General features: G+C 64.6%; 26 protein-coding genes. 6 read left to right on the top strand and 20 right to left on the bottom strand.

Annotated elements, in window-relative coordinates; genetic code table 11:
• The first annotated feature begins 24 nt into the window (after nucleotides 1-24).
• Both QYS36_RS23390 and QYS36_RS23385 read left to right on the top strand, forming a co-directional pair.
• Nucleotides 25-399, top strand: a complete 375-nt coding sequence (locus QYS36_RS23390; protein ID WP_374990493.1) for a DUF4870 domain-containing protein — start codon at nucleotides 25-27, stop codon at nucleotides 397-399.
• 133 nt (nucleotides 400-532) lie between these two features.
• Nucleotides 533-1,531, top strand: a complete 999-nt coding sequence (locus QYS36_RS23385; protein ID WP_308841746.1) for a hypothetical protein — start codon at nucleotides 533-535, stop codon at nucleotides 1,529-1,531.
• Nucleotides 1,532-1,537: 6 nt separating this feature from the next.
• Here the strand turns inward: QYS36_RS23385 and QYS36_RS23380 are convergent, their stop codons facing one another.
• The 11 genes from QYS36_RS23380 to QYS36_RS23330 form a co-directional block, all read right to left on the bottom strand.
• Complete coding sequence (locus QYS36_RS23380) at nucleotides 1,538-1,861, bottom strand: DUF3392 domain-containing protein (protein ID WP_070885853.1); 324 nt, start codon at nucleotides 1,859-1,861, stop codon at nucleotides 1,538-1,540.
• 79 nt (nucleotides 1,862-1,940) lie between these two features.
• Entirely contained in the window at nucleotides 1,941-3,137 is a 1,197-nt protein-coding gene (hemW, locus tag QYS36_RS23375; RefSeq protein ID WP_374990492.1) for a radical SAM family heme chaperone HemW, read from the bottom strand.
• Nucleotides 3,138-3,366: 229 nt separating this feature from the next.
• On the bottom strand, nucleotides 3,367-3,960 hold the full coding sequence (gene rdgB / locus QYS36_RS23370) for an RdgB/HAM1 family non-canonical purine NTP pyrophosphatase (protein WP_308841744.1): 594 nt from the start codon (nucleotides 3,958-3,960) through the stop codon (nucleotides 3,367-3,369).
• Nucleotides 3,957-4,361: a DUF4426 domain-containing protein gene (locus QYS36_RS23365; protein WP_308841743.1), complete on the bottom strand. Its 405-nt coding sequence runs from the start codon at nucleotides 4,359-4,361 to the stop codon at nucleotides 3,957-3,959. Before QYS36_RS23365 ends, rdgB begins: the two co-directional genes overlap by 4 nt.
• Before the next feature lie 8 nt (nucleotides 4,362-4,369).
• Complete coding sequence (gene metW, locus QYS36_RS23360; RefSeq protein ID WP_308841742.1) at nucleotides 4,370-4,990, bottom strand: methionine biosynthesis protein MetW; 621 nt, start codon at nucleotides 4,988-4,990, stop codon at nucleotides 4,370-4,372.
• A 2-nt stretch (nucleotides 4,991-4,992) separates the two neighbouring features.
• Nucleotides 4,993-6,132, bottom strand: a complete 1,140-nt coding sequence (locus QYS36_RS23355; RefSeq protein WP_308841741.1) for a homoserine O-acetyltransferase — start codon at nucleotides 6,130-6,132, stop codon at nucleotides 4,993-4,995.
• Nucleotides 6,133-6,253: 121 nt separating this feature from the next.
• The gene (locus tag QYS36_RS23350; RefSeq protein ID WP_308841740.1) at nucleotides 6,254-8,236 is read right to left on the bottom strand and encodes a dynamin-like GTPase family protein; all 1,983 of its coding nucleotides are present in this window, start codon (nucleotides 8,234-8,236) and stop codon (nucleotides 6,254-6,256) included.
• Between the two features lie 108 nt (nucleotides 8,237-8,344).
• The gene (locus tag QYS36_RS23345; RefSeq protein WP_308841739.1) at nucleotides 8,345-8,641 is read right to left on the bottom strand and encodes a DUF167 domain-containing protein; all 297 of its coding nucleotides are present in this window, start codon (nucleotides 8,639-8,641) and stop codon (nucleotides 8,345-8,347) included.
• Nucleotides 8,642-8,645: 4 nt separating this feature from the next.
• A complete protein-coding gene (locus QYS36_RS23340) occupies nucleotides 8,646-9,236 on the bottom strand; it encodes a YggT family protein (RefSeq protein WP_111461365.1) in 591 nt (196 codons plus the stop codon).
• Between the two features lie 11 nt (nucleotides 9,237-9,247).
• Nucleotides 9,248-10,066: a pyrroline-5-carboxylate reductase gene (gene proC / locus QYS36_RS23335; protein ID WP_308841738.1), complete on the bottom strand. Its 819-nt coding sequence runs from the start codon at nucleotides 10,064-10,066 to the stop codon at nucleotides 9,248-9,250.
• A gap of 36 nt (nucleotides 10,067-10,102) precedes the next feature.
• Nucleotides 10,103-10,789, bottom strand: a complete 687-nt coding sequence (locus tag QYS36_RS23330; RefSeq protein ID WP_308841737.1) for a YggS family pyridoxal phosphate-dependent enzyme — start codon at nucleotides 10,787-10,789, stop codon at nucleotides 10,103-10,105.
• 135 nt (nucleotides 10,790-10,924) lie between these two features.
• Here QYS36_RS23330 and QYS36_RS23325 point away from each other — a divergent pair, with 135 nt between their 5' ends.
• Together QYS36_RS23325 and QYS36_RS23320 are read left to right on the top strand one after the other, a co-directional pair.
• Nucleotides 10,925-11,959 (top strand): type IV pilus twitching motility protein PilT, encoded by a 1,035-nt coding sequence (locus QYS36_RS23325; RefSeq protein ID WP_070885862.1) that lies wholly within the window; start codon nucleotides 10,925-10,927, stop codon nucleotides 11,957-11,959.
• Between the two features lie 64 nt (nucleotides 11,960-12,023).
• On the top strand, nucleotides 12,024-13,169 hold the full coding sequence (locus QYS36_RS23320; RefSeq protein ID WP_308841736.1) for a PilT/PilU family type 4a pilus ATPase: 1,146 nt from the start codon (nucleotides 12,024-12,026) through the stop codon (nucleotides 13,167-13,169).
• A 90-nt stretch (nucleotides 13,170-13,259) separates the two neighbouring features.
• Here QYS36_RS23320 and QYS36_RS23315 read toward each other — a convergent pair whose 3' ends face one another.
• Together QYS36_RS23315 and QYS36_RS23310 are read right to left on the bottom strand one after the other, a co-directional pair.
• Entirely contained in the window at nucleotides 13,260-14,117 is an 858-nt protein-coding gene (locus tag QYS36_RS23315) for a TIGR03915 family putative DNA repair protein (RefSeq protein ID WP_308841735.1), read from the bottom strand.
• Nucleotides 14,117-15,328 carry a putative DNA modification/repair radical SAM protein gene (locus QYS36_RS23310; RefSeq protein ID WP_308841734.1) on the bottom strand — a complete coding sequence of 404 codons (1,212 nt, stop codon included), beginning with the start codon at nucleotides 15,326-15,328 and terminating at the stop codon, nucleotides 14,117-14,119. Before QYS36_RS23310 ends, QYS36_RS23315 begins: the two co-directional genes overlap by 1 nt.
• A 136-nt stretch (nucleotides 15,329-15,464) precedes the next feature.
• Between QYS36_RS23310 and QYS36_RS23305 the strand changes: the two genes are divergently transcribed.
• Nucleotides 15,465-15,866 carry a TM2 domain-containing protein gene (locus QYS36_RS23305; RefSeq protein WP_308841829.1) on the top strand — a complete coding sequence of 134 codons (402 nt, stop codon included), beginning with the start codon at nucleotides 15,465-15,467 and terminating at the stop codon, nucleotides 15,864-15,866.
• Between the two features lie 115 nt (nucleotides 15,867-15,981).
• Here the strand turns inward: QYS36_RS23305 and QYS36_RS23300 are convergent, their stop codons facing one another.
• The 7 genes from QYS36_RS23300 to gshB form a co-directional block, all read right to left on the bottom strand.
• The gene (locus QYS36_RS23300) at nucleotides 15,982-17,253 is read right to left on the bottom strand and encodes a dihydroorotase (RefSeq protein ID WP_308841733.1); all 1,272 of its coding nucleotides are present in this window, start codon (nucleotides 17,251-17,253) and stop codon (nucleotides 15,982-15,984) included.
• A complete protein-coding gene (locus QYS36_RS23295; RefSeq protein WP_308841732.1) occupies nucleotides 17,253-18,260 on the bottom strand; it encodes an aspartate carbamoyltransferase catalytic subunit in 1,008 nt (335 codons plus the stop codon). Before QYS36_RS23295 ends, QYS36_RS23300 begins: the two co-directional genes overlap by 1 nt.
• Nucleotides 18,257-18,778 (bottom strand): bifunctional pyr operon transcriptional regulator/uracil phosphoribosyltransferase PyrR, encoded by a 522-nt coding sequence (pyrR, locus tag QYS36_RS23290; RefSeq protein WP_308841731.1) that lies wholly within the window; start codon nucleotides 18,776-18,778, stop codon nucleotides 18,257-18,259. Before pyrR ends, QYS36_RS23295 begins: the two co-directional genes overlap by 4 nt.
• Before the next feature lie 21 nt (nucleotides 18,779-18,799).
• Nucleotides 18,800-19,243 carry a Holliday junction resolvase RuvX gene (gene ruvX, locus QYS36_RS23285; protein ID WP_308841730.1) on the bottom strand — a complete coding sequence of 148 codons (444 nt, stop codon included), beginning with the start codon at nucleotides 19,241-19,243 and terminating at the stop codon, nucleotides 18,800-18,802.
• The gene (locus QYS36_RS23280) at nucleotides 19,243-19,812 is read right to left on the bottom strand and encodes a YqgE/AlgH family protein (RefSeq protein WP_308841729.1); all 570 of its coding nucleotides are present in this window, start codon (nucleotides 19,810-19,812) and stop codon (nucleotides 19,243-19,245) included. The genes ruvX and QYS36_RS23280 overlap by 1 nt, the downstream gene beginning before the upstream one ends.
• 91 nt (nucleotides 19,813-19,903) lie before the next feature.
• A complete protein-coding gene (locus tag QYS36_RS23275) occupies nucleotides 19,904-20,800 on the bottom strand; it encodes an energy transducer TonB (RefSeq protein WP_308841728.1) in 897 nt (298 codons plus the stop codon).
• A gap of 101 nt (nucleotides 20,801-20,901) precedes the next feature.
• Nucleotides 20,902-21,864 carry a glutathione synthase gene (gene gshB / locus QYS36_RS23270; protein WP_308841727.1) on the bottom strand — a complete coding sequence of 321 codons (963 nt, stop codon included), beginning with the start codon at nucleotides 21,862-21,864 and terminating at the stop codon, nucleotides 20,902-20,904.
• 228 nt (nucleotides 21,865-22,092) lie between these two features.
• Here gshB and pilG point away from each other — a divergent pair, with 228 nt between their 5' ends.
• Nucleotides 22,093-22,500: a twitching motility response regulator PilG gene (gene pilG, locus QYS36_RS23265; RefSeq protein WP_111461352.1), complete on the top strand. Its 408-nt coding sequence runs from the start codon at nucleotides 22,093-22,095 to the stop codon at nucleotides 22,498-22,500.
• Nucleotides 22,501-22,503: the final 3 nt, after the last annotated feature.

Here is a 22,503-nt window from a genome sequence, read left to right as displayed (position 1 = left end):
GGCCACTGACCGAGGAGAGCCGTGATGATGGATGAACACAACGCCGTAACGCCTGCCGAGCCTGACCGCGAAGCACGCCAGTGGGCGATGATCTGCCACTTCGCGGCCGCCCTCGGCTTCGTGTTCCCCTTTGGCAACCTGATCGGCCCGCTGGTGGTCTGGCAGGTGAAGAAGGATCAGCACGCCTTTATCGACGAGCAGGGCAAGGAGGCGCTCAACTTCCAGCTGACCGTGGCCATTGCCGGCATCGTCTGCCTGTTGCTGATGCTGGTGCTGATCGGCTTCCTGCTGATGGTCCTGCTGTGCATCGGCACCGTGGTGCTGACCATCATCGGTGGCATCAAGGCCGGAGAGGGCAAGCACTACCGCTACCCGTTCTGTCTACGGTTGATCAAATGATCGCCACCTGATCGAAGGAAAAGCCAGCAGATTGCTGGCTTTTTTATTGAAGTGTAACCAAGTGTTGATTCGCTTGAGGGTGACTTTTAAGCTCTGCCACGAAATAGCCCCATCGAGCTTACCAAGGACACCCATGATCCCCATCAACCCACTGGCCATGATGCTCGGATCATTGTTCCTGCTGGTCTCGGTAATTTGCGCTGTGGCGTTGACCGGTGTGCTCGTCGCATTGCTCCATCAGCGCGCCAGGCGCTTCATCCTGGCGCGCGGCTGGTGGTTCGGGTTGCTGGGCGTGTTTCTCGCCGCAGGCAGCCTGCCTACCTTCGAATTCGTGCGCTGGCAGCTCAATCACTGGCTGGACCAGCGTGCACTCAACCCTCGTTTGCAGGCCGAACAGGTGCTCGGTGATTTGCTGTTGCCGGCCGGCACGCAGGTGAGTCTCGAGCGTCTGGAACCGCTCAAGAATCTCAGCGGTGACACGCTGCCCGGCGGCTTGCAGAGCCTGCAGCGCGCGCAGTTCGATGACCAGCCTGCTGTGGTGCATGGCGCCGCCGTGCGCAGCCTTGAGCTGGGCGACATGAGCGGCGAAGCCAAGCTGGTCGAGGCGGCGCGGCTGGATGGTTGGCTTTGCTCGGCAGAGGCCCCGGTTACCTTTCGATATCCATCTGGCGAGCGCTTCAACCTCAAGGCATGGCAGCTGGAGAGCTGCACGCTGGCGCCGGGCAGCGAGGTGGCCGGCGTTACCTGGACACAGCCGATAGCCGTGCATGCCGTGGAGAAAGGTCGCTGGCAGCTGGAGCCCGGCGATGCACGCGTGCGTTTTCAGGGCCTGAATCTGCGCCTATGGAACCTGTGGCTCGATGCACCCTATGGGGAGCTGCAGGATTGGCAGGGCGAGCTGCTCGAGCCTGTCGAACTCGGCCCCATGCAGTATCCAGCGACCACCCGGGTGCGGGCCTTTCACGGCAACTTGCTGTTCAGCCCGCTGGTCGAGGCGCCGGCCGTCGACCAGCGGGATGGCAAGCCCCTCGGCGCCGATCTCTCGGTGGAGCAAAACGCTGACGGTGAAGTGCTGGCCACCCACCGCAATGACGATGTGGGCGTGATCGACTGGATCAAGATGGTGCCCTGAAGCGGCTCAGCTGCGGTCAGCCAGCACGCCGATCAGGAACATCACCACCAGCAGCACCGGAGCCAGGGTGTAGTTGTTGAAATGGCCCAGCAGCTGGGTCAGCAGGGGCGTCAGGTAGACCAGCGCCAGACCATAGCCGACCACGCAGACCGCGACGAATATCAGGGTGCGCAGCACGAAGTTGAGGCTGCCGATGCGGCCCTGTATCCAGGCGTTGATCGCCGGGCCGAACAGCACCAGCAGGGTGGCCATCAGGCCCAGGGAAATCTCGCTGAGATGGCCACGGCTCCAGCGTGACACGGTGGCGATCAGGTCCAGTACATAATCCATGGTTGCTCCTTGGGCATGACGATTGAATCCTGCTGCCTGGGATCGTCCGGCGCGCCGTTGGTTCGCAGGCACCGGTGATTCAGGGCAGAAAGTACTGCAGCAGATCATTGAGAAACAGCTGGCCTTCACGGGTCGCTGCCAGCCGTGTCGGATCCTTGTGCAGCATGCCGCGTTGCTCGACCTGGGCACGAGCCTCTGCCAGGTGTTCGAGGGGCAGGCCGGTGCGCTGGCTGAACAGCTCAGCGGCGCAACCGTCGCTCAGGCGCAGCACGTTGATCAGGAACTCGAATGGCAGCTCGTCGCTGCTGAGAACGCGCTCGCCGGCGCTGTATCGCTTGGCGGGGTCGAGGTAATCCTTGGGCAGGCGGGTTTTCCAGGTGCGGCTGATGCTGCCGTCCGGGGTGCTCAGCTTGCCGTGGGCGCCGGCGCCAATGCCGAGAAAATCGCCAAAGGTCCAGTAATTCAGGTTGTGGCGCGCCATGCGCTCGGGCTGCGCATAGGCCGAGACTTCGTACTGGGCATAGCCATGTTCGGCGAGCAGCGCCTGGCCGGCTTCCTGGATGTCCCACAGGGTGTCGTCTTCGGGCAGCACCGGTGGCTGGTTCCAGAACACCGTGTTCGGCTCCACCGTCAGCTGATACCAGGACAGGTGCGTCGGCGCCTGGGCGATGGCGATACGCAGGTCGCCCAAGGCGTCATCCAGGGACTGATCCGGCAGGCCGTGCATCAGGTCCAAGTTGAAATTATCGAAGCCGGCGGCGCGGGCCATGTCGGCGGCGCGAATCGCTTCATCGCCATCGTGGATGCGGCCGAGGGCCTTGAGTTTTTCCGCCTGGAAGCTCTGCACGCCGATCGACAGCCGGTTGATGCCCAGGCGCCGGTACGCGGCGAACTTCTCCTGCTCGAAGGTGCCCGGGTTGGCTTCCAGGGTGATCTCGATATCGCCGGCAAACCGGATGCGTCGCTCCACGCCCTCCAACAGGCGCCCGAGGGCCTTGGCGGAAAACAGGCTGGGCGTGCCGCCACCAAAGAAGATCGAGGTCAGCGGGCGGCCATGAGCCTGCTGCCGATCACTGTCGAGATCGGCGAGCAGCGCGTCGACATAGGCCTCTTCCGGCAGGTTGGGGCCGGCGGCGTGGGAGTTGAAGTCGCAGTAAGGGCACTTGCGCACGCACCAGGGGATATGGACGTACAGGGCCAAAGGGGGCAGCTGGAACACGGGCGTCTGGTCACGGCAGGGTGGTTGCGGGGCGCTATCGTGGCACGAGTTGGGCAAACTGCCAAAGCGCGTGGACGAAACACCCCATTTGGAACCGCTTAGAGCCTGTTCAAAGTCTCGCGAGCTAGAGCAATGCAAGGCCTAGGCGGCCCCGCAAAAACAGGCGAGGACCGGTCGGAGTCGCGCCCGACTTTACGAGCTGTAAATGAGCAGTCCGACTGGGCTGGCAATCCGAGCCTGTTTTTAACGCCACAGTGCCGACGCGCAGCAGGCTTTGAACAGGTTCTTATAATCCCAGACGGTGCTTGAGCAACTGCATGGCAATGGCGCGATGGCTGAGCTGGTTCTTGTCGGCGGGGGATAGCTCGGCGCTGGAGCACTGGCGTTCCTCGACCCAGAACAGCGGATCGTAGCCAAAGCCGTGCTCGCCGCGGGCCTCATGGAGGATGCGGCCGTGCCACAGGCCTTCGCAGAGGATCGGCAGCGGGTCGTCGGCATGCCGTACCAGGGCCAGGCAGCAGACGAACTGGGCGCCGCGTTCGGCATCCGGCACATCCTTGAGGGCGGCCAGCAGCTTGGCGTTGTTGGCCGCATCGCCCTGGCCATCGGCGTAGCGGGCCGAGTAGATGCCCGGGGCGCCACCGAGAAAGTCCACCGCCAGGCCGGAGTCGTCGGCCAGCGCCGGCAGGCCGGACAGACGGGACGCGTTGCGGGCCTTGAGGATGGCGTTCTCGACGAACGACAGGCCGGTTTCCTCCGGCTCCACCTGGCTGAATTCACCGACCGAGCGCAGGCGCACGCGGTCGCCCAGCATGGCTTGCAGTTCCTTGAGTTTGCCGGCGTTGTGGCTGGCGAGGACGAGTTCTGGGAAAGGCATCATGGCTCCGCAAAGAGTTCCTGGTTGAAGTCCAGGCGCTGGCCGTTCACCTGCAGGTTGAACAGCAGCACCTCACGCGATTCGAGGGGAAACTGCGCCAGGTAGGAGACGAACTCACCCTCGCGCTGCTCGATAAAGGTTAGTTTCTGGCCGTGGCCCAATACCGTCTTCACTTCACCGCTGACCGTGGCCGGGCTCGACTTGCCGGCGCGCAGTACGCTGATGTTCAGCACCCCCAGCTTCGCGCTGCGCACCAGGCCGCTGGCCTCGGCGATCTGCGGCTGCAGGTAGTTGGCATTGAAGGCGCTGTAATGCACCTGCAGATCGCCGAGGCGCTGCATGCGTTCAGCGCCAGTGGCAGAAAGGCTCACAGTCAGCGCGATCAGCAGGGCGAATAGACGCATGGGCCGGCCTAGTTGGCGATGCGCAGGTCATGCGCGTTGTGGCCGCTGATGCGGTAGATGCCGATTTCGCCGAACAGGTTCGGCCAACTGCGGCTGGCCCAGCCATGCCGGTGCTCGCGGTCCACGGCCAGACGTTCGAGCACCCGGGCGCTCTGCTGATGGCACAGGCGCTCGAAGTCCTCGAAGGTGCAGAAGTGGATGTTCGGCGTGTTGTACCAGGTGTAGGGCAGGAAGTCCGACACCGGCATGCGGCCCTTGCTGGCCAGGTACCAGCGGCAGCGCCAGTGGCCGAAGTTGGGGAAGGTGATGATGCAGGTCTTGCCGACGCGCAGCATCTCGGCCAGCACCTTGTCGGGAAAGTGCAGCGCCTGCAGCGATTGGGTCATGACCACCACATCGAAGCTGTCGCTGGCGAAGTTGCCCAGGCCTTCGTCGAGGTTCTGCTCGATCACGTTGACGCCCTTGCCGATGCACTGGGCGATCTTGTCCGGGTCGATTTCCAGGCCATAACCGCTGACCTGTTTGTTGGCACTCAGCCAGGCGAGCAGCTCGCCGTCGCCGCAGCCCAGGTCGAGGATGCGGCTGCCGGCGGGAATCCACTCCTGGATGATCTCTAGGTCGGCTCGCATGCTTACACCTCGATCCGTTGCATGTAGCTGGCAAAACCCTGCAGGTAGCGGGGAATCGGCAGGAGGAAGGCATCGTGGCCCTGGGGCGCGTCGATTTCCAGGTAGCAGACGTTCTTGCGGGCGGCGAGCAGGGCGTCGACGATCTCCCGCGAACGGGCCGGCGAGAAGCGCCAGTCGGTGGTGAACGACATCACGCAGAAGTCCGCCTTGGCCTTGGCCAGGGTCTTGGCCAGGTCGCCATCGTGCTCGGCAGCCGGATCGAAGTAATCCAGCGCCTTGGTCATCAGCAGATAGGTATTGGCATCGAAGCGCCCGGAGAACTCTTCGCCCTGGTAACGCAGGTAGCTCTCGACCTGAAATTCCACGCTGTGGAAGTCGTAGTTGAGCTTTTCGTTCTTCAGGCCACGGCCGAATTTCTCGCCCATGGCGTCATCGGACAGGTAGGTGATGTGGCCGACCATGCGCGCCAGCATCAGGCCGCGCTTGGGGATCACGCCCTGCTCCTGAAAATGCCCACCGTGGAATTCCGGGTCGGTGAGAATCGCCTGGCGCGCCACTTCGTTGAAGGCGATGTTCTGCGCCGACAGCTTGGGGGCCGAGGCGATGGCCAGGCAATGGCGCACGCGATCGGGGTAGCTGATCGTCCACTGCATGGCCTGCATGCCGCCGAGGCTGCCACCGACTACCGCGGCCCACTGATGGATGCCCAGCAGGTCGGCCAGGCGCGCCTGGCTGTTGACCCAGTCTTCCACGGTCATCACCGGGAAATCGGCGCCGAACGGCTTGCCGGTCGCCGGGTTGATGTCCGACGGGCCGGTCGAGCCGTTGCAGCCGCCCAGGTTGTTGAGGCTGACGACGAAGAAGCGCTTGGTGTCCAGCGGCTTGCCGGGGCCGATGCAGCTGTCCCACCAGCCCGGCTTGCGGTCGTCCACGCTGTGGTAGCCGGCGGCGTGATGATGGCCGGACAGCGCGTGGCAGATCAGCACCGCGTTGCTGGCACTGGCGTTGAGCTCGCCGTAGGTTTCGTAGGTCAGCTGGTAATCGGCCAGGCTGCGCCCGCAGGCCAGCGCCAGTGGCTCGGCGAACCTGGCAATCTGCGGCGTTACCAGGCCAACGGAGTCTTGAGGAAAAACAGTCGACATCGACGCTGCTCGGCTAGGGAAAGGTCGGGAAGTGCAGCAGTCTAAAGAGCGCGCCTGTCAGCGGCAAGGACACGGCTGGCCGCGCTGGCCGAGCCCGCTGGCGCGGCGTTGCACCTGGGGGCTACTCGGCGTTGCCGATCGGCCGCGGCATGCCCTTGAGCGTGACCACCTTGGCCTGGCGCTGGATGGGCGCCGGGCGGCGCATGACGCGCAGCATGTCGCCGGCCTGGGCCAGCTGCCCCTTGAGCTCCTCGGCATACTGGGCCAGCTGCTGGTGGCGCTGGCGACCGTGCTGGGTGTCCTGGGCCAGCGACTTGAGGCGCAGCATATGGCCCTCCAGCAACTGCTTGTGCTCCAGGGTGTGCTGCATCAGCGGCATCAGCGCCTCGTCGGCCCAGCGCTCGGCATCGCGGCGCAGGCGGCGGTGCAGGCCGATGACTTCCTGCACCAGGGTGGCGAAGAAGCGTCGGCTGAGGCTGCGCTGCTCGGTCAGCACCGTCTTGAGGCCCAGGCGGAAACGGTCGCCCTTCTTCTGCAGATGGCGCAGCTCGCGCACGTAGTCGGTCAGCTCGAAGCGTGGCGCATCGACCGCCTGCAGCGGGTTTTCCTCATTGTGCCGGCGGTAGATGGCCTCGACCATGCGGTTGGCCATGTCGGCGTCGTGGGACAGGCTGTGCAGGTCGTCCTCGACGGCAGTGAAGAAATTCAGGATCGACTGGTTGATGCCCAGCGTCGTCCATGCGCCATTGAGCTGGCGCCGCAACTGGGCCAGGTGCGCCTCGAGTTTTTCCGCCTGGGCGGAGGTCTTCAGGCGTTCGCCCTGGTTGCGCAGCAAGCGCTGATTGGTGCGCAGCGCCACCAGGCGCTTGTGGTGCAGGGTGTGGTCGTCCTTGGTACGGCTGGTCAGCTCCATGAGCATCTGGCCGTTGTCCTGGCGGCGCCCGTCGAGCAGCTGCAACTGCTCGTTGACCTTGGCCAGGCGCAGACCGAGCACGTGCTGGCTGTTGTTGAGCATGGCCAGCACCTGGCGCACCACGCGTTCCTCGAGCAGCTGTTCCTTTTGCGCCACGATGCGCTCGCAGAGCAGCGTCTCGAGCTCGGCCATCTGGCTGCGCGCCAGCAGCGCCGGATCCTTGCGCACCTTGGCGAGCAGCGCCTGTTTGGCCGACAGCGGCAGAATGTCCCGGGCAGCGATGCCCAGGTGGCGGGCTGCCTGCATGCGCACCCGCTCGATGGCATTGGCGACGAAGGTCTCGCCGGCCAGGTCGTCCCACAGCACGTCGATCTTGTTCAGCACCGCATACAGGCAGCCCTGGCGCTCTTCGTCGAGCGGCTGCACGTGTTGCTGCCAGATATCCAGGTCACTGGCGGTGACCCCCGTATCGGCGGACAGCAGGAAGATCACCGCCTGGGCGCTGGGCAGCATCGACAGGGTCAGCTCCGGCTCGCAGCCCAGGGCGTTGAGGCCCGGCGTGTCGAGAATGCGCAGGCCCTGGCGCAGTAGCGGGTGATCGAAGTTGACGATAGCGTGGCGCCAGGCTGGCACCAGCACCTGGCCGGATTTGTCGGTGCTTTCCAGGTTGTCCGGGTGAAAGCCCAGGGCGATGGCCTTCTCCACCGGCATGGCCTTGCTGGCGGCGACCTGGGCGAAGGCCTTGGCCATGCTGTCCGGGTCGCGGGTGTCCAGGGCGATATTCACCCAGTGGCGCGGCGTGCGCTTGAACTGCGCCACGCTGGCTTCGGCGATGCGCGTTTCGATCGGCAGCAGGCGAATGTACGGCTGCTCGGCGCCGGGGTCGTAGAGAATTTCCGTCGGGCACATGGTGGTGCGCCCGGCCTGGGAGGGCAGCAGACGCTGGCCATATTCGGAGAAGAACAGGCTGTTGATCAGCTCGGTCTTGCCGCGGGAGAACTCGCCGACGAAAGCCAGGGTGATGTGATCGGTGCGCAGCAAGCGCAATGCCCGCTCCAGGCGCGCCTCGACGCCCTCGCTGCTCAGCCGGTTATGGGCCAGCCAACTGCGGTAGCGGGTGATCTCGCGGACCAGTTCGCGCTTCCAGGCGACGTAGGCATCGACCTGTTCACTGAGACGTTCCATGCTCATTGGTGGGTTCCCTGACAGGGCATCGGCGTTGATGCGGGCTGCCGAGCATTATGCGAGGGCACGGGGCCACGTCAATGGCACTGTGTCGCAATGGCACCTGATGGTCGTTCAGCTAGGGCGAGCGGTCAGGCCCAGCTCGGCGGGCAATGATCTCGGGGCCTCGATGCGTACCCGCTTCTGGCGGCTTTGCTGGCCGCTCAGCAGGCTGACCTGGCTCTTGGCGACGCCGAAGGCCTCGGCCAGAAAGGCCAGCAGGTGCGCATTGGCCTTGCCGTCCACCGGTGGGGCGGTGAGGCGAATCTTCAGGCGTTCACCGTGCAGCCCGGCGAAGGCATCGGCGCTCGCCTTGGGCTGCAGGTGGCAATCGAGAATCAGCGCATCGCCGTCCCAGCGGTAGAACGCCACCGCCTCAGATCGCCAGGCTCAGGCCGCTGAACATACCGGTGCTGATCGCCAGGTTGCGGATCACCAGCATGTCGATCAGGTTGAGGATCAGGAACGCGACGATCGGCGACAGATCCAGGCCGCCGAGGTTGGGCAGGATGCGGCGGATCGGTGCCAGCAGCGGCTCGCAGATCTGGTTGACCAGCAGGGCCGCCGGGTTGTGCGTGCCCTGGGCGACCCAGGAGAGGATCACGCTGATGATCAGGGCGAAGAAGAACACCTTGAGCAGCAGGGCAGTGACGCCAATGATCGACCACACCAGGATCAGCAGCGGATCGCCGACGCCGACGCCCATCAGCATCAGGGTCAGGGCCATCAGCACGAACTGCACGATCAGCGCCAGCACCAGCGAGGCCAGGTCGAGGCCGCCGATGCTCGGGATGATACGGCGCAGCGGCTTGAGCAGTGGGTGGGTGGCGCGCACGATGAACTGGCTGAGCGGGTTGTAGAAGTCCGCGCGGACCAGTTGCAGGATGAAGCGCAGCAGCACGATCAGCAGGTAGAAGCTGCCGATGGTCTGCAGGATGTAAACGGCTGCGGTGTTCAGACCGATCATTGATTGTCTCCTTATTGACCCAGTTGTTCGGCCAGCTCGGCCGAGCGCTGGTCGGCGGCCTTGACGGCCTGCTCGACCAGGGCTGCGAAGCCGCCAGCCTGGAATGTGTTGATCGCCGCTTCGGTGGTGCCGGCCGGCGAGGTGACGCGGCGCCGCAACTCGGCGGCGTCGACATCGCTGTTCAAAGCCATCTGCGCAGCGCCCAGGGCGGTCTGCAGGGTCAGCTTGGCGGCAACCTCACGGGGCAGGCCGAGCTTCTCGCCGCTGGCGGTCATCGCCTCGATCAGCAGGAAGAAATAGGCCGGGCCGCTGCCGGAGACCGCCGTCACTGCGTCGATCAGTTTTTCCTCGTCCAACCACACCGCGATGCCGACAGCGCTGAGCAACTGCTCGGCCTGTTGGCGTTGTTCGCTGCTGACTCGCGCATTGGCATACAGGCCGCTGGCGCCCAGGCGCAGCAGCGACGGGGTGTTGGGCATGCAGCGCACGATGGCGCGCGGGCCGAGCCAGTTCTCCAGGCTGGTGCTGGTGATCCCGGCGGCGATGGAGACGATCAACTGGCCCGTCTGCAGGTGGGGCGCCAGGTCCAGGCACACGTCCTTCATGACCTGCGGCTTGACCGCCAGGACGATCACGTCAGCGTCACGGCAGGCCTCGGCATTGCTGGCCACCACGTCGATACCGTGTTCGCCGGCGATCTTCTCGCGTTGCTCGGCGCCACGGTCGCTGGCGCGGATGGCGCCCGCCGGCAGGCCCTGGGCGAGCAGCCCGCCGATCAGGCTGGCAGCCATGTTGCCGGCGCCAATGAAGGCGATGCGGGGAGTGGTCATGGTGAGGTTCCTATCTAGAGAGTCGAGATCGGTGGTTCAGGCCTTGCCGTAGTCGCGTTCGCCAAACAGCGCGGTGCCGATGCGCACCCAGGTCGCGCCTTCGGCAATGGCCGCTTCGAGGTCGTGGCTCATGCCCATGGACAGGGTGTCGAGCCCCAGGTTCAGGCCGTCCCGCAGGGCGCGCAGGCGAGCGAAGGCAGCCCGCTGGGCGGTGGCGTCATCGGTGGGCTCGGGAATTGTCATCAATCCGCGCAGGCGCAGGTTGGGCAGTTGTGTAACCGCCTGTGCCAGCGCCGCGAGCTCGTCAGGCTGGCAGCCGGACTTGCTGGCCTCACCACTGACGTTGACCTGCAGGCAGATGTTCAGCGGCGGCAGCTCGGCCGGGCGCTGGGCACTCAGGCGTTCGGCGATCTTCAGGCGATCCACCGAATGCACCCAGGCGAAGTGCTCGGCGATGGGGCGGGTCTTGTTGGACTGGATGGGGCCGATGAAATGCCAGGTCAGCGGCAGATCGGCGAGCAGCGTCTGCTTGTCCAGCGCTTCCTGCAGATAGTTCTCGCCAAAATCGTGCAGGCCGGCCCCGTGGGCTTCGCGAATGGCCTCGGCGGGCTTGGTCTTGCTCACGGCAAGCAGGCCAATGGATGAAAAATCTCGCTGCGAGGCTTGCGCCGCCTCACGGATCCGCACACCGACCTTTGCAATATTCTCTGCTATCGTGGACATTACCTGCGCCTGCCGCCTGAGCGTTTCTGCGGGCTTGACGGTGGTCTGCCAAGGGCGTGCTCGCGCAGCCGCCTGGTGATCCCTCAAGGCCCCTATCCTGAGTTACGCGGCATTCTACCGTCATTAGGGAGTCCCATGGATATCACCGAGCTGCTGGCCTTCAGCGCCAAGCAAGGCGCGTCGGACCTGCACCTTTCCGCAGGCTTGCCGCCGATGATCCGGGTCGACGGCGATGTCCGCCGGATCAACCTGCCTGCCCTCGATCACAAGCAGGTGCACGCGCTGATCTACGACATCATGAACGACAAGCAGCGCAAGGATTTCGAAGAATTCCTCGAGACCGACTTCTCGTTCGAAGTGCCGGGCGTGGCGCGCTTCCGGGTCAACGCCTTCAACCAGAACCGCGGTAGCGGTGCGGTATTCCGGACCATTCCCTCGAAAGTGCTGAGCATGGAAGACCTCGGCATGGGCGAGATCTTCAAGAAGATCTCCGACGTGCCGCGTGGGCTGGTGCTGGTGACCGGGCCGACCGGTTCGGGTAAATCCACCACCCTGGCGGCAATGCTCGACTACATCAACAGCAACAAGTACCACCACATCCTTACCGTCGAGGATCCGATCGAATTCGTTCACGAATCGAAGAAGTGCCTGATCAACCAGCGTGAAGTGCACCGCGACACCCACGGCTTCTCCGAAGCCCTGCGCTCGGCGCTGCGTGAAGACCCGGACATCATCCTGGTCGGCGAAATGCGCGACCTGGAAACCATCCGCCTGGCGCTGACCGCCGCGGAAACCGGCCATCTGGTGTTCGGCACCCTGCACACCACCTCCGCTGCCAAGACCATCGACCGGGTGGTCGACGTGTTCCCGGCCGAAGAGAAATCCATGGTGCGCTCCATGCTGTCAGAATCGCTGCAGGCGGTGATCTCCCAGACCCTGCTGAAAAAGATTGGCGGTGGTCGGGTGGCGGCCCACGAAATCATGATCGGCACCCCGGCGATCCGTAACCTGATCCGCGAAGACAAGGTGGCGCAGATGTACTCGGCCATCCAGACCGGCGGTGCGCTGGGTATGGAAACCCTCGATGCGTGCCTGAAAAGGCTGGTCTCCAAAGGCCTGGTCAGCCGCGAAAGCGCTAGAGAAAAAGCTAAAACCCCGGAAAACTTCTAAGCCTTGCCGGCGGACTCGCTCCGCCGCACAGGAACATCGCGCCAGCGCATTTAGGTAAGCATCCATGGAATTCGAGAAACTGTTGCGCCTGATGGTCGAGAAGGGCGGCTCCGACCTGTTCATCACCGCGGGCGTGCCGCCGTCGATGAAGGTCAATGGCAAGATCATGCCGGTGACCAAGACCCCGCTGTCGCCGGAAATGACCCGTGAAACCGTGCACGGGGTGATGAACGAGCAGCAGCGCCGCGACTTCGCCGAAAACCATGAATGCAACTTCGCGATCAGCGCCCGCGGCATTGGCCGCTTCCGGGTCAGCGCCTTCTACCAGCGCAACCTGGCTGGCATGGTGCTGCGCCGTATCGAGACCAACATCCCCACGCTCGATGACCTCAAGTTGCCGGAAATCCTCAAGAAGCTGGCGCTGACCAAGCGCGGCCTGGTGCTGTTCGTCGGCGCCACCGGTACCGGCAAATCCACCTCCCTGGCGGCGATGATCGGCTACCGCAACAAGAACAGCAGCGGCCACATCATTTCCATCGAAGACCCGATCGAGTACATCCACCAGCACCAGAACTGCATCGTCACCCAGCGCGAAGTGGGCATCGACACCGACTCCTTCGAAATCGCGCTGAAGAACACCCTGCGCCAGGCGCCGGACGTGATCCTCATCGGTGAGGTGCGCACCCGCGAGACCATGGACCACGCCGTGGCCTTTGCCGAGACCGGCCACCTGTGCCTGGCCACCCTGCACGCCAACAACGCCAACCAGGCGCTGGACCGGATCATCAACTTCTTCCCGGCGGACCGACAGAACCAGGTATGGATGGATCTGTCGCTGAACCTCAAGGCTATCGTCGCCCAGCAACTGATCCCCACGCCCGACGGCAAGGGCCGCCGCGCGGTGATCGAGGTGCTGATCAACACCCCGCTGGCGGCTGACCTGATCCGCAAGGGCGAAGTGCACGAGCTCAAGGCGCTGATGAAGCGTTCCACCGAGCACGGCATGCAGACCTTCGACCAGGCGCTCTACAACCTCTACAGCCAGGGCGAGATCACCTACGAAGACGCCTTGCTGTACGCCGACTCGGCGAACGACCTGCGCCTGATGATCAAGCTCGGCTCGGAAACCGATGGCGAGCACCTGACCAGTGTTTCCCAGGGGCTGTCATTGGAAATCAGCGACGAAGATCAGGGCCGGCGCTTCCGCTGAGCTGTCTGTTGCCTGGATGGCAGTACAGAGAAACCCGCTTCGGCGGGTTTTTTGTTGCCTTGCTGATAGCGCGCAGCAGCCGGGTGCGGCTCACTGCCGTACCGGCAGCACTTTCTCTGCATCCGCGCTGATACGCTTTCCAGGCCGGGCTGCCACCGCCTCGGCCTGGCCATCGACCTGGGCGCCTGCGCGGGCCTGGCTCATCAGGCGGGGAATCAGCGGGCCTTCGGGCAGGTTGCGCCAGAAACGTACCGGCATATTGGTTTCCAGCACGCTGCGATTGAGCCGCGCCGGGTTGAAGGTGCTGCCGTAGTAGGCCAGCCACATCGCTTCGTTGCGGTCGTCGGTGCCCTGGGCCAGTTGTTGCCACTCTGGTGGGCAGGGGGTGGCGTGCTGCAGCTTCTCACCGTCCCAGTACACGCCATCGTCCGGCGTGGCGATCAGCCAGGTCTGCCGGCCGAGGCGCTCGGCGAAGTGGCCCGAGGCGCTGGCCAGAATATCGTGGGCCGGTTCATGCCAGGCCACCAGTTGCGGCCCGCCGGCGCTGGCATCCCGCGGCTTGAAGCGCAGAAAAGCATGCAGGTGATGGGCTTCGCGACGCACCGCCTTGAGGCGGGCATGCAACTCGCTGCCATCGATATCGCCAGCCAGCATGGCCGCCTGGTCGCCATTGGCGACGCGCCAGAGGATGCGGTACAGCAGCGCCCAGCGCTGGGCGCAGCGGAATCGCGAGGCGCTTTCCAACTGTTCGATCAGGGCGCGCGGCACGCGCACCGGGCGATCAGCCGCCACGGCCGGTGGTGGTTCGTCCAGTTGGCCGAACAGGTCGTGATGTTCCTGGCTGTCCTGTACCCAGCTCAGCTGATGGGGAGCCATGCCGCGGCGCAACTGCGTTCTGGCCGCTTCTCGCCAGCCGGCGAAGCTGCCGTCGAAACACACCGAGTACATCACCACAGCCCCATCTGTTGTGGCGCTTCGCTCAGTTGCTGGCGCAGTACCAGGGATTCGCGGGTCGCCTGAGCCGGGCGGTAGTCCTGGGTGACGATAAACGGCTTGGCCTTTTCCAGCGCACAACGCAGGCGGCCAACGTCTGCAAAGCGGATGCGCTTCTGCCGACGTAGGGCGACCAGGCGCTGGGCGCTGAGCACGCCGATACCGGGGATGCGGGCGATCATGGTGACGTCCGCGCGATTGAGGTCGACCGGAAAGTGCTGGCGGTTGTTCAGCGCCCAGGCCAGCTTGGGGTCGATATCCAGGGCCAGGTTGCCGGGGCCGTCGAGCAGTTCGGTGGCTTTGAAGCCGTAGCCGCGCATCAGGAAGTCCGCCTGGTACAGGCGGTGTTCGCGCAGCAGCGGCGGCGCCTCGAAGGGCACGCTCTTGGGGCTCTGCGGAATCGGGCTGAACGCCGAGTAATAGACGCGCTTGAGACGAAAGTCGCCGTACAGCGACTGGGCGGTGTGCAGGATGGTGCTGTCGTCGGTGGCATCGGCGCCAACGATCATCTGCGTGCTTTGCCCGGCCGGCGCGAAGGCCGGTGCGCGTTTCTCGCTGTCGGCTTCCTCCACGCCGTCACGAATGGTGCCCATGGCCTGCTTGATCGGTGCCACGCTCTTTTCCGGCGCCAGGCGAATCAGGCTGCTCTCGGTGGGCAGCTCGATATTCACGCTGAGGCGATCGGCGTAGCGGCCGGCTTCGGCGATCAGCTCCGGCGAAGCATCTGGGATGGTCTTGAGGTGGATATAGCCGCGAAACTCGTGCTCTTCGCGCAGCAGCTTGGCGACCCGATTGAGCTGCTCCATGGTGTAGTCCGCCGAGCGAATGATGCCGGAGCTGAGAAACAGCCCGCTGATGCAGTTGCGGCGGTAGAAATCCAGGGTCAGGGTGACCACTTCCTCGGGGGTGAAGCGCGCGCGGGGCACGTCGCTGGAGCGGCGGTTGACGCAATACTGGCAGTCGTACAGGCAGAAATTGGTCAGCAGGATCTTCAGCAGCGCGACACAGCGCCCGTCCGGTGTGAAACTGTGGCAGATGCCCATGCCGTCGGTGGCACCCATGCCGCTCTGGCCTTTCGAGCTGCGCTTGGGGGCGCCGCTGCTGGCGCAGGACACATCGTATTTGGCGGCGTCGGCGAGTACCGTGAGCTTTTCGATCAATTCCATGGGTACGATTCGATAGCTGTATTTATATACAGTATCGAGTAAGCCCCCGAGCCCCGCAAGGTCGTCTCGTCGGTGAAAGGCGAAACCTGTACCGCCTGCATGGATCGAAGCGAATCAACCTATCTGTCTGGAGAGTCTGATGCAGCGTCCTGATACCCATAGCAAGATCATCGGCTACCTGCTGTGGATCTTCGGCTTCCTCGGTGCGCACCGCTTCTATTACGGCAAGCCGGTGACCGGCACCATCTGGTTCTTCACCCTGGGCTTGTTGTTCATTGGCTGGATCATCGACCTGTTCCTGATCCCGGCGATGGATCGGGAGGCGGACTTGCGCTTTACCGCAGGCAGCACCGATTTCAACGTCGCCTGGATCCTGCTGACATTTCTCGGCGTCTTCGGCGTGCACCGCATGTACCAGGGAAAATGGATCACCGGCATCATCTACCTGTGCACCGGTGGCCTGTTTCTGGTCGGCGTGCTGTACGACTTCTGGACGCTGAACACCCAGGTGTCGATCAAGAATGCGCGTGAGGGGTAAGGTTGCTGGAAGGTGAGGCCAGGCGTCGCTGCCGGCCCTTGTGGGCGACAGGGATGCCTGGTTGATGCGGATTATTTCGCGGGCATGGCCCGCTCCCACATGGGCCGGTGGGTGATCAGCGTTGGAAGCTGATATGCCCGTCTACCAGGGTGTAACGCACCTGCCCCGGCAGGCAGTGGCCGAGGAACGGGCTGTTACGGCCTTTCGAGTACCAGCTTTCGCCAGCCACGGTGGAAGCTTGCGGATCGAACAGCAGGATATCCGCAGCATGACCTGCTTTGAGCTGGCCGGCCGGCAGGCGTAGCGCCTGCGCCGGGCCGCTGCTCAGGCGCGCCAGCAGGGTCGGCAAGTCCAGCAGGCCATCCTGCACCAGGGTCATGGCCAGTGGCAGCAGCAGCTGCACACCACTCATACCAGGCTCGGTTTCACCGAACGGCGCCAGTTTGGCGTCGAGCTCGTGGGGCTGGTGATGGCTGGAGATGGCGCTGATCACGCCGCTCTTCACCGCCTCGCGCAGACCGTCGCGGTCGGCGCGAGTGCGCAGCGGCGGCTGCACGTGATAGAGGCTGGAGAAGTCGATCAGCGCTTCGTCGGTAAGGATCAGCTGGTACAGCGCCACGTCGGCCGTGACTGGCAGGCCGCGGGCCTGGGCATCGGCGATCAGCCCGGCGCCCCGGGCACTGGTCAGCTGGCTGAAATGGGCGCGTACGCCGCTCTGCTCGACCAGCAGCAGGTCGCGCGCCAGGGCCACGGTTTCGGCGGTTTCCGGGATGCCCGACAAACCGAGGAAGCTGGCGGTGGCACCTTCATGGGCCAGGCCGCCTTCGGCGAGGTCATGGTCCTGGGAATGGAAGATCACCGTGAGGTCGAAGGTGGCGGCGTATTCCAGGGCGCGGCGCAGGGTGCGCGCGTTGCGGAAGTTGTTCAGGCCGTTGCCGAACGCCACGCAGCCGGCATCGCGCAGGGCGACCAGTTCGGCGAGTTGTTCGCCATCGAGCCCCTTGCTCAGGGCGCCAATGGGAAACACCTTGGCATGACCGGCCTCGCGGGCGCGGTCGAGGATCAGCTCGGCAACCGCCGAGGTGTCCAGTACCGGTTTGGTGATCGGCGGGCAGCACAGGCTGGTCACGCCGCCGGCAGCGGCGGCCAGGGTTTCGCTGGCAATGTTGCCCTTGCGGCTGTAGCCGGGCTCGCGCAGGGCGACGGAGAGGTCGACCAGGCCGGGCGCAGCGACCAGGCCGCTGGCATCCAGCGTCTGGTCGGCGGCGAAACCGGCCGGGGCCTGGCCAATGGCGCTCAGCTTGCCACCTTCTATATACAGATCGGCGACCTGATCGAGGCCGCTGCTCGGGTCGATGACGCGGGCGCCGAGGATACGGGTACGCATCAGTTGTGCTCCTCAGCGTTGAGTTGGCGTTGCGCGTTCTGGCCGCTCATGGCCATGGACAGCACGGCCATGCGGATGGCGATGCCGTAGGTGACCTGGTTGAGGATCACCGATTGCGGGCCGTCGGCGACCGCCGACTCGATCTCCACGCCGCGGTTGATCGGCCCCGGGTGCATGACCAGGGCATCGGGCTTGGCCAGCTTGAGGCGCTGCTCGGTGAGGCCGAACAGGCGGTAGAACTCGCCCTCGCTGGGCAGCAGGCCGCCGGTCATGCGCTCGCGCTGCAGGCGCAGCATGATCACCACGTCGACATCCTTGAGGCCTTGGTTGGCGTCGCTGAACACCCGCACGCCGTAGCTTTCTTCCAGGCCGATGGGCAGCAGGGTCTTCGGCGCGATCACGCGGATGTCCGGGCAGCCGAGGGTTTTCAGCGCCAGCATGTTGGAGCGCGCCACCCGCGAATGCAGGATGTCGCCAACGATGGCCACCGAGAGGTTCTCGAAGCTGCCCTTGTGCCGGCGGATGGTCAGCATGTCGAGCATGCCCTGGGTCGGGTGCGCATGGCGGCCGTCGCCACCGTTGATGATCGCCAGGTTCGGGCACACGTGCTCGGCGATGAAGTGCGCGGCACCGGAGGCGGCATGGCGCACCACGAAGATGTCGGCGGCCATGGCTTCGAGGTTGCGCAGGGTGTCGAACAGCGTTTCGCCCTTGCTGGTCGAGCTGGTCGACACATTGAGGCTGATCACGTCGGCGGACAGGCGCTGGGCGGCCAGTTCGAAGGTGGTGCGGGTACGCGTGGAGTTCTCGAAGAACACGTTGCACACGGTCTTGCCGCGCAGCAGCGGAACCTTCTTGACGGCGCGGGCGCCGACTTCCAGAAAGGAGTCGGCGGTGTCGAGGATTTCCGTCAGCAGCTCGCGGGGCAGGCCGTCGAGGGACAGGAAGTGGCGCAGCTGGCCCTGGTCGTTCAGTTGCAGCGGGCGCTTGGCATCGAGTGCGGTCATTGCGGACGGCCTTGGTCGGAAAGCGTCTGGAGTTCGAGGGTGAAGGGCGCGGGGCCGGACAATTTTACCCGCTGATCGGCGGCCAGCGACAGCGTCGCACCGACCACATCCGGGCGGATCGGCAGCTCGCGGGCGTCCAGGTCGAGCAGGCTGACCAGGGTCACGCTGGCGGGGCGGCCGTAGTCGAACAGCTCGTTCAGCGCGGCGCGGACGGTACGGCCACTCATCAGCACGTCGTCGATCAGTACCAGGTGCTGGCCTTCGATCTCGAACGGCAGCTCGGACGGCTGCACCTGCGGATGCAGGCCGTTCTGGGTGAAGTCGTCGCGGTAGAAGGACACGTCGAGCACGCCCAGCGGCTCGTCGCGGCCCAGTTGCTCGAGCAGCGCCTGGGCCACCCACACGCCGCCGGTGCGGATGCCGATGAAGCGTGGCGTGGCGATCTGCCGGCGGTTCAGGTGGCTGGTCAGCGAGGACGCCATCTGCGGCAGCAGTTCGGCGGGGTTGGGTAGGCTCATCGAAAGCTCCTTGTGGCCGGGTCAGGCCGGGCTGTTTTCTTCCAGCCAGCCCTGCAGCAGCAGGGCGGCGGCCAGGGCGTCGACCGGGCGCTGGCGGTAGCCGCCAGTCTGGCCCTGCTGCAGGCGCTCGCCCTTGGCGGCATAAGTGGTCAGGCGTTCGTCATGGGTGAAGACCGGCAGGTTGAAGCGGCCATTCAGACGGCGAGCGAACTTCTCGGCGCGCTCGCTCATGTCGCTGGGCGTGCCGTCCATGTTCAGCGGCAGGCCAACGACCATTGCATCGGGCTGCCATTCCTTGATCAGCGCTTCGACCTTCTGCCAGTCCGGCACGCCGTTCTGCGCCTTGAGGATGCACAACTCGCGTGCCGAACCGGTGATCGGCTGGCCGACGGCAACGCCAATCTGCTTGCTGCCGTAGTCGAAGCCCAGCAGCAGGCGCAGCGGTTTATCTCCAACTGCGGCCATCAGGCGTGCCCCGCCTGAGCGGTGAGCAGGTTGAGGTCGATGCCGAGCAGCTTGGCGGCAGCGCCCAGGCGCTGATCGTAGGGGGTTTCGAAAAGGATCGCCTGATCCGCCGGGCAGGTCAGCCAGGCGTTTTCGGCCAACTCGGCTTCCAGCTGGCCGGCGCCCCAGCCGGCATAGCCGAGGGCGATCAGGTGGCTGGTGGGGCCGTGGCCTTCGGCGATGGCGAACAACACGTCCTGGGAGGTCGACAGGCTCAGTTCACCGAGGTCCACGGTGACCTGAAAGTATCGGCCTTTGGGATGCAGCACAAAGCCGCGGTCGGTCTGCACCGGGCCGCCGCTGAAGATCGGCAGGCTCTGGCAGAGCACCGACGGGTCAGTGTCCGGGCGTAGCTGCTCGAGCACGTCGGCCAGGTTCAGGCCGTGGGGGCGATTGATCACCAACCCCATGGCGCCCTGATCGTTGTGGTCGATCAGGTAGATAACCGTGTGCGCGAAATTCGGATCGTCCATGTGCGGCATGGCGATCAGAAAGTGGTCTTTGAGAATGCTCGGGCTGGCGTCTTTCATGGCCGCTAGTTTGAAGCTGCAAGGCGCAAGCTACAAGCTGCACATGAGCCTGAAATGCGGTGGCTATGCGAAGCGCTCGCAGAGGCTGCCGTCAGTTACTCGACAGGCGGTCACCACGCTCGAAGCGCCAGGTGCGGATGATTTCCAGGCGATCGATGTCGGCCAGGTCGCCGGTGAACGGCGCGTACGGCGCGGCCAGGCGCACGATGCGCATGGCGGCCTGGTCGAGCACCTGCTCGCCGGAGGACTCCAGCACCATCACTTCGTACAGGCTGCCGTCGCGGTTGATCGACACCAAAAGGCGCAGGCTGCCGTGGATCTGCCGGCGCCGTGCGTCGTCCGGGTAGTTGAGGTTGCCGATACGCTCGACCTTCTTGCGCCACTCGTCCTTGTACCAGGCGCCCTTGTCGCGCATGGTCGAGGCGGCATTGAGGCGATGGATCTTCGGTCGCTTGGCATACTGCTGTACTTCGTTGGACAGCTCGGCTTCCAGGCTGGCGATTTCCGCCGACAGCTGTGCGCTGTCGAATGATGGCGCTTCCTGGCTCGGCGGTGTTGGCTTGGTTTCTTCGCGCTTGGCCGGCGCCTTTTGCTGTTGCGGGGCGCGAGTGGTTACCGCGGCTTTCGGTGCCTCGGGCTTCACCGCAGGCGGTGGCGGTGCGGCGGCGGGCGTTACCTTGCGCACTTCGGTGTCCTGGAAGGGCGCCTGTTCGGTGGTGGTCGGCGCCGCCTTCTTCTCCAGGGTGCCGCTGCCCTGCTGGTTGTCCTGGGCGAGGAAGTCCGCCTCCTTGGGCTTTTCATCGCTCTTGAAGGTGGACAGGGTGATTTCCAGGGTCTTGCTGATCTGCCCGGGCTCGGCGAAGGTGAAACCGACGCCGAGAATCAGTGCGATGTGCAGCACCGCCGCCAGGAACAGGGTAAACCCCAGCCGATCCGCCGGGCGAACGCCGGAGGGGGGGAGATCGGGTGGGGTGGCTGTCGCGGTCATCACTATCTGTCGTCAGGGCCTGTCAACGGTTCGGCGGGGCGTGCTGAAACCTCAGCAGGCCCCAGGTTGCCGCGCAGTCTGCCGAGGCGATGGGCAAAAGTCTATGAAGCACTCCGCGCATTGAGCTTTTCGGCAATCCTGTCCATCAACTGTTCGCCAATACGGGTATCGAAGGCTGCATCGATCTCGCGAATGCAGGTCGGGCTGGTGACGTTGATCTCGGTGAGGCGGTCGCCGATCACGTCCAGGCCGACGAACAACAGGCCGCGTTCGCGCAGGCTCGGGCCTACTGCTGCAGCGATCTCGCGATCGCGTTCGCTGAGCGGGCGGGCTTCGCCACGGCCGCCGGCGGCCAGGTTGCCGCGGGTCTCGCCGCTGGCCGGAATGCGCGCCAGGCAGTAGGGCACCGGTTCACCGTCTATCATCAGAATACGCTTGTCGCCGTCGAGGATGGCCGGCAGGTAGCGCTGCGCCATGATCTGCTGGCTGCCATGGGCGGTAAGGGCTTCGAGGATCACCGAGAGGTTCGGATCGCCCTCGCGGTGACGAAAGATCATCGATCCGCCCATTCCATCGAGGGGTTTGAGAATGATGTCACGGTGCTGTCGCGCAAAATCGCGCAGAATGTCGGGTCTACGGCTGACGATGGTTTCCGGCGTGAACTGCGGAAAGCGTGTGGCGAAGAACTTCTCGTTGCAGTCGCGCAGGCTCTGCGGTCGGTTGACCACCAGGGTGCCGGCTTCCTCGGCCTGTTCGAGCAGGTAGGTTGAATAGACGAATTCGTTATCGAAGGGTGGATCCTTGCGCATCAGGATCACGTCGAGTTCGGCCAGGGGCATGTCCTGCTCATCGCCGAATTCGAACCACCGCTGGGGGTCGGCGAACACCTTGAGCGGGCGGGTGCGGCCGCGGGCGACTCCAGCGGCCTGGTAGAGATCCTTCTGCTCCATATAGAAGAGGCTCCAGCCGCGCGCCTGGGCCGCCAGAAGCATGGCCAGCGAGCTGTCCTTCTTGTAGGAAATCTGCGCGATGGGGTCCATGACGATGCCGAGCCGAACGCTCATTGGGGTATCTCCGTAGAGGGCGGTGCGAAGCAGCCGCGAAGGTAGCAGGGATGGGCGCCAAGGGTGGCGCTGACGGGGCTGGTGGTCAAGGGCGACCAGGCCGATGGCTTGCATGTGGAGAGTGTGCTAAAAAGGCCCAGCGATGGGCCGGGCCCATTGGTTTCAGGGCCTCCGGCGCACTGGATATGGCGTAATACAACGACTCACCGAAGTGGTGGCAGGGCAGACATGGAACAGCATTCGGAAGGCTTGAGGGTGATGGTGATCGACGACTCGAAGACGATTCGTCGTACAGCGGAAACCCTGCTGAAAAAGGTGGGCTGTGATGTGATCACCGCTGTGGATGGCTTCGATGCCCTGGCGAAGATCGCCGACACCCATCCGAATATCATCTTCGTCGACATCATGATGCCGCGTCTCGACGGCTATCAGACCTGCGCGTTGATCAAGAACAACAGTGCCTTCAAGTCCACGCCCGTTATCATGCTGTCGTCCAAGGACGGCCTGTTCGACAAGGCCAAGGGGCGTATCGTCGGCTCTGATCAATACCTGACCAAGCCATTCAGCAAGGAAGAGCTGCTCGGCGCGATCAAGGCCCACGTGCCGGAGTTCTCTCCGGTCGAGCAAGCGTCCTGACGC

The organism is Pseudomonas sp. G34 (assembly GCF_031119625.1).
In the GTDB taxonomy this organism is placed as follows: Bacteria; Pseudomonadota; Gammaproteobacteria; order Pseudomonadales; family Pseudomonadaceae; genus Aquipseudomonas.
The sequence above is the reverse complement of the archived record's forward strand: the minus strand, read 5'-3'. Positions and strand labels throughout refer to the sequence as shown.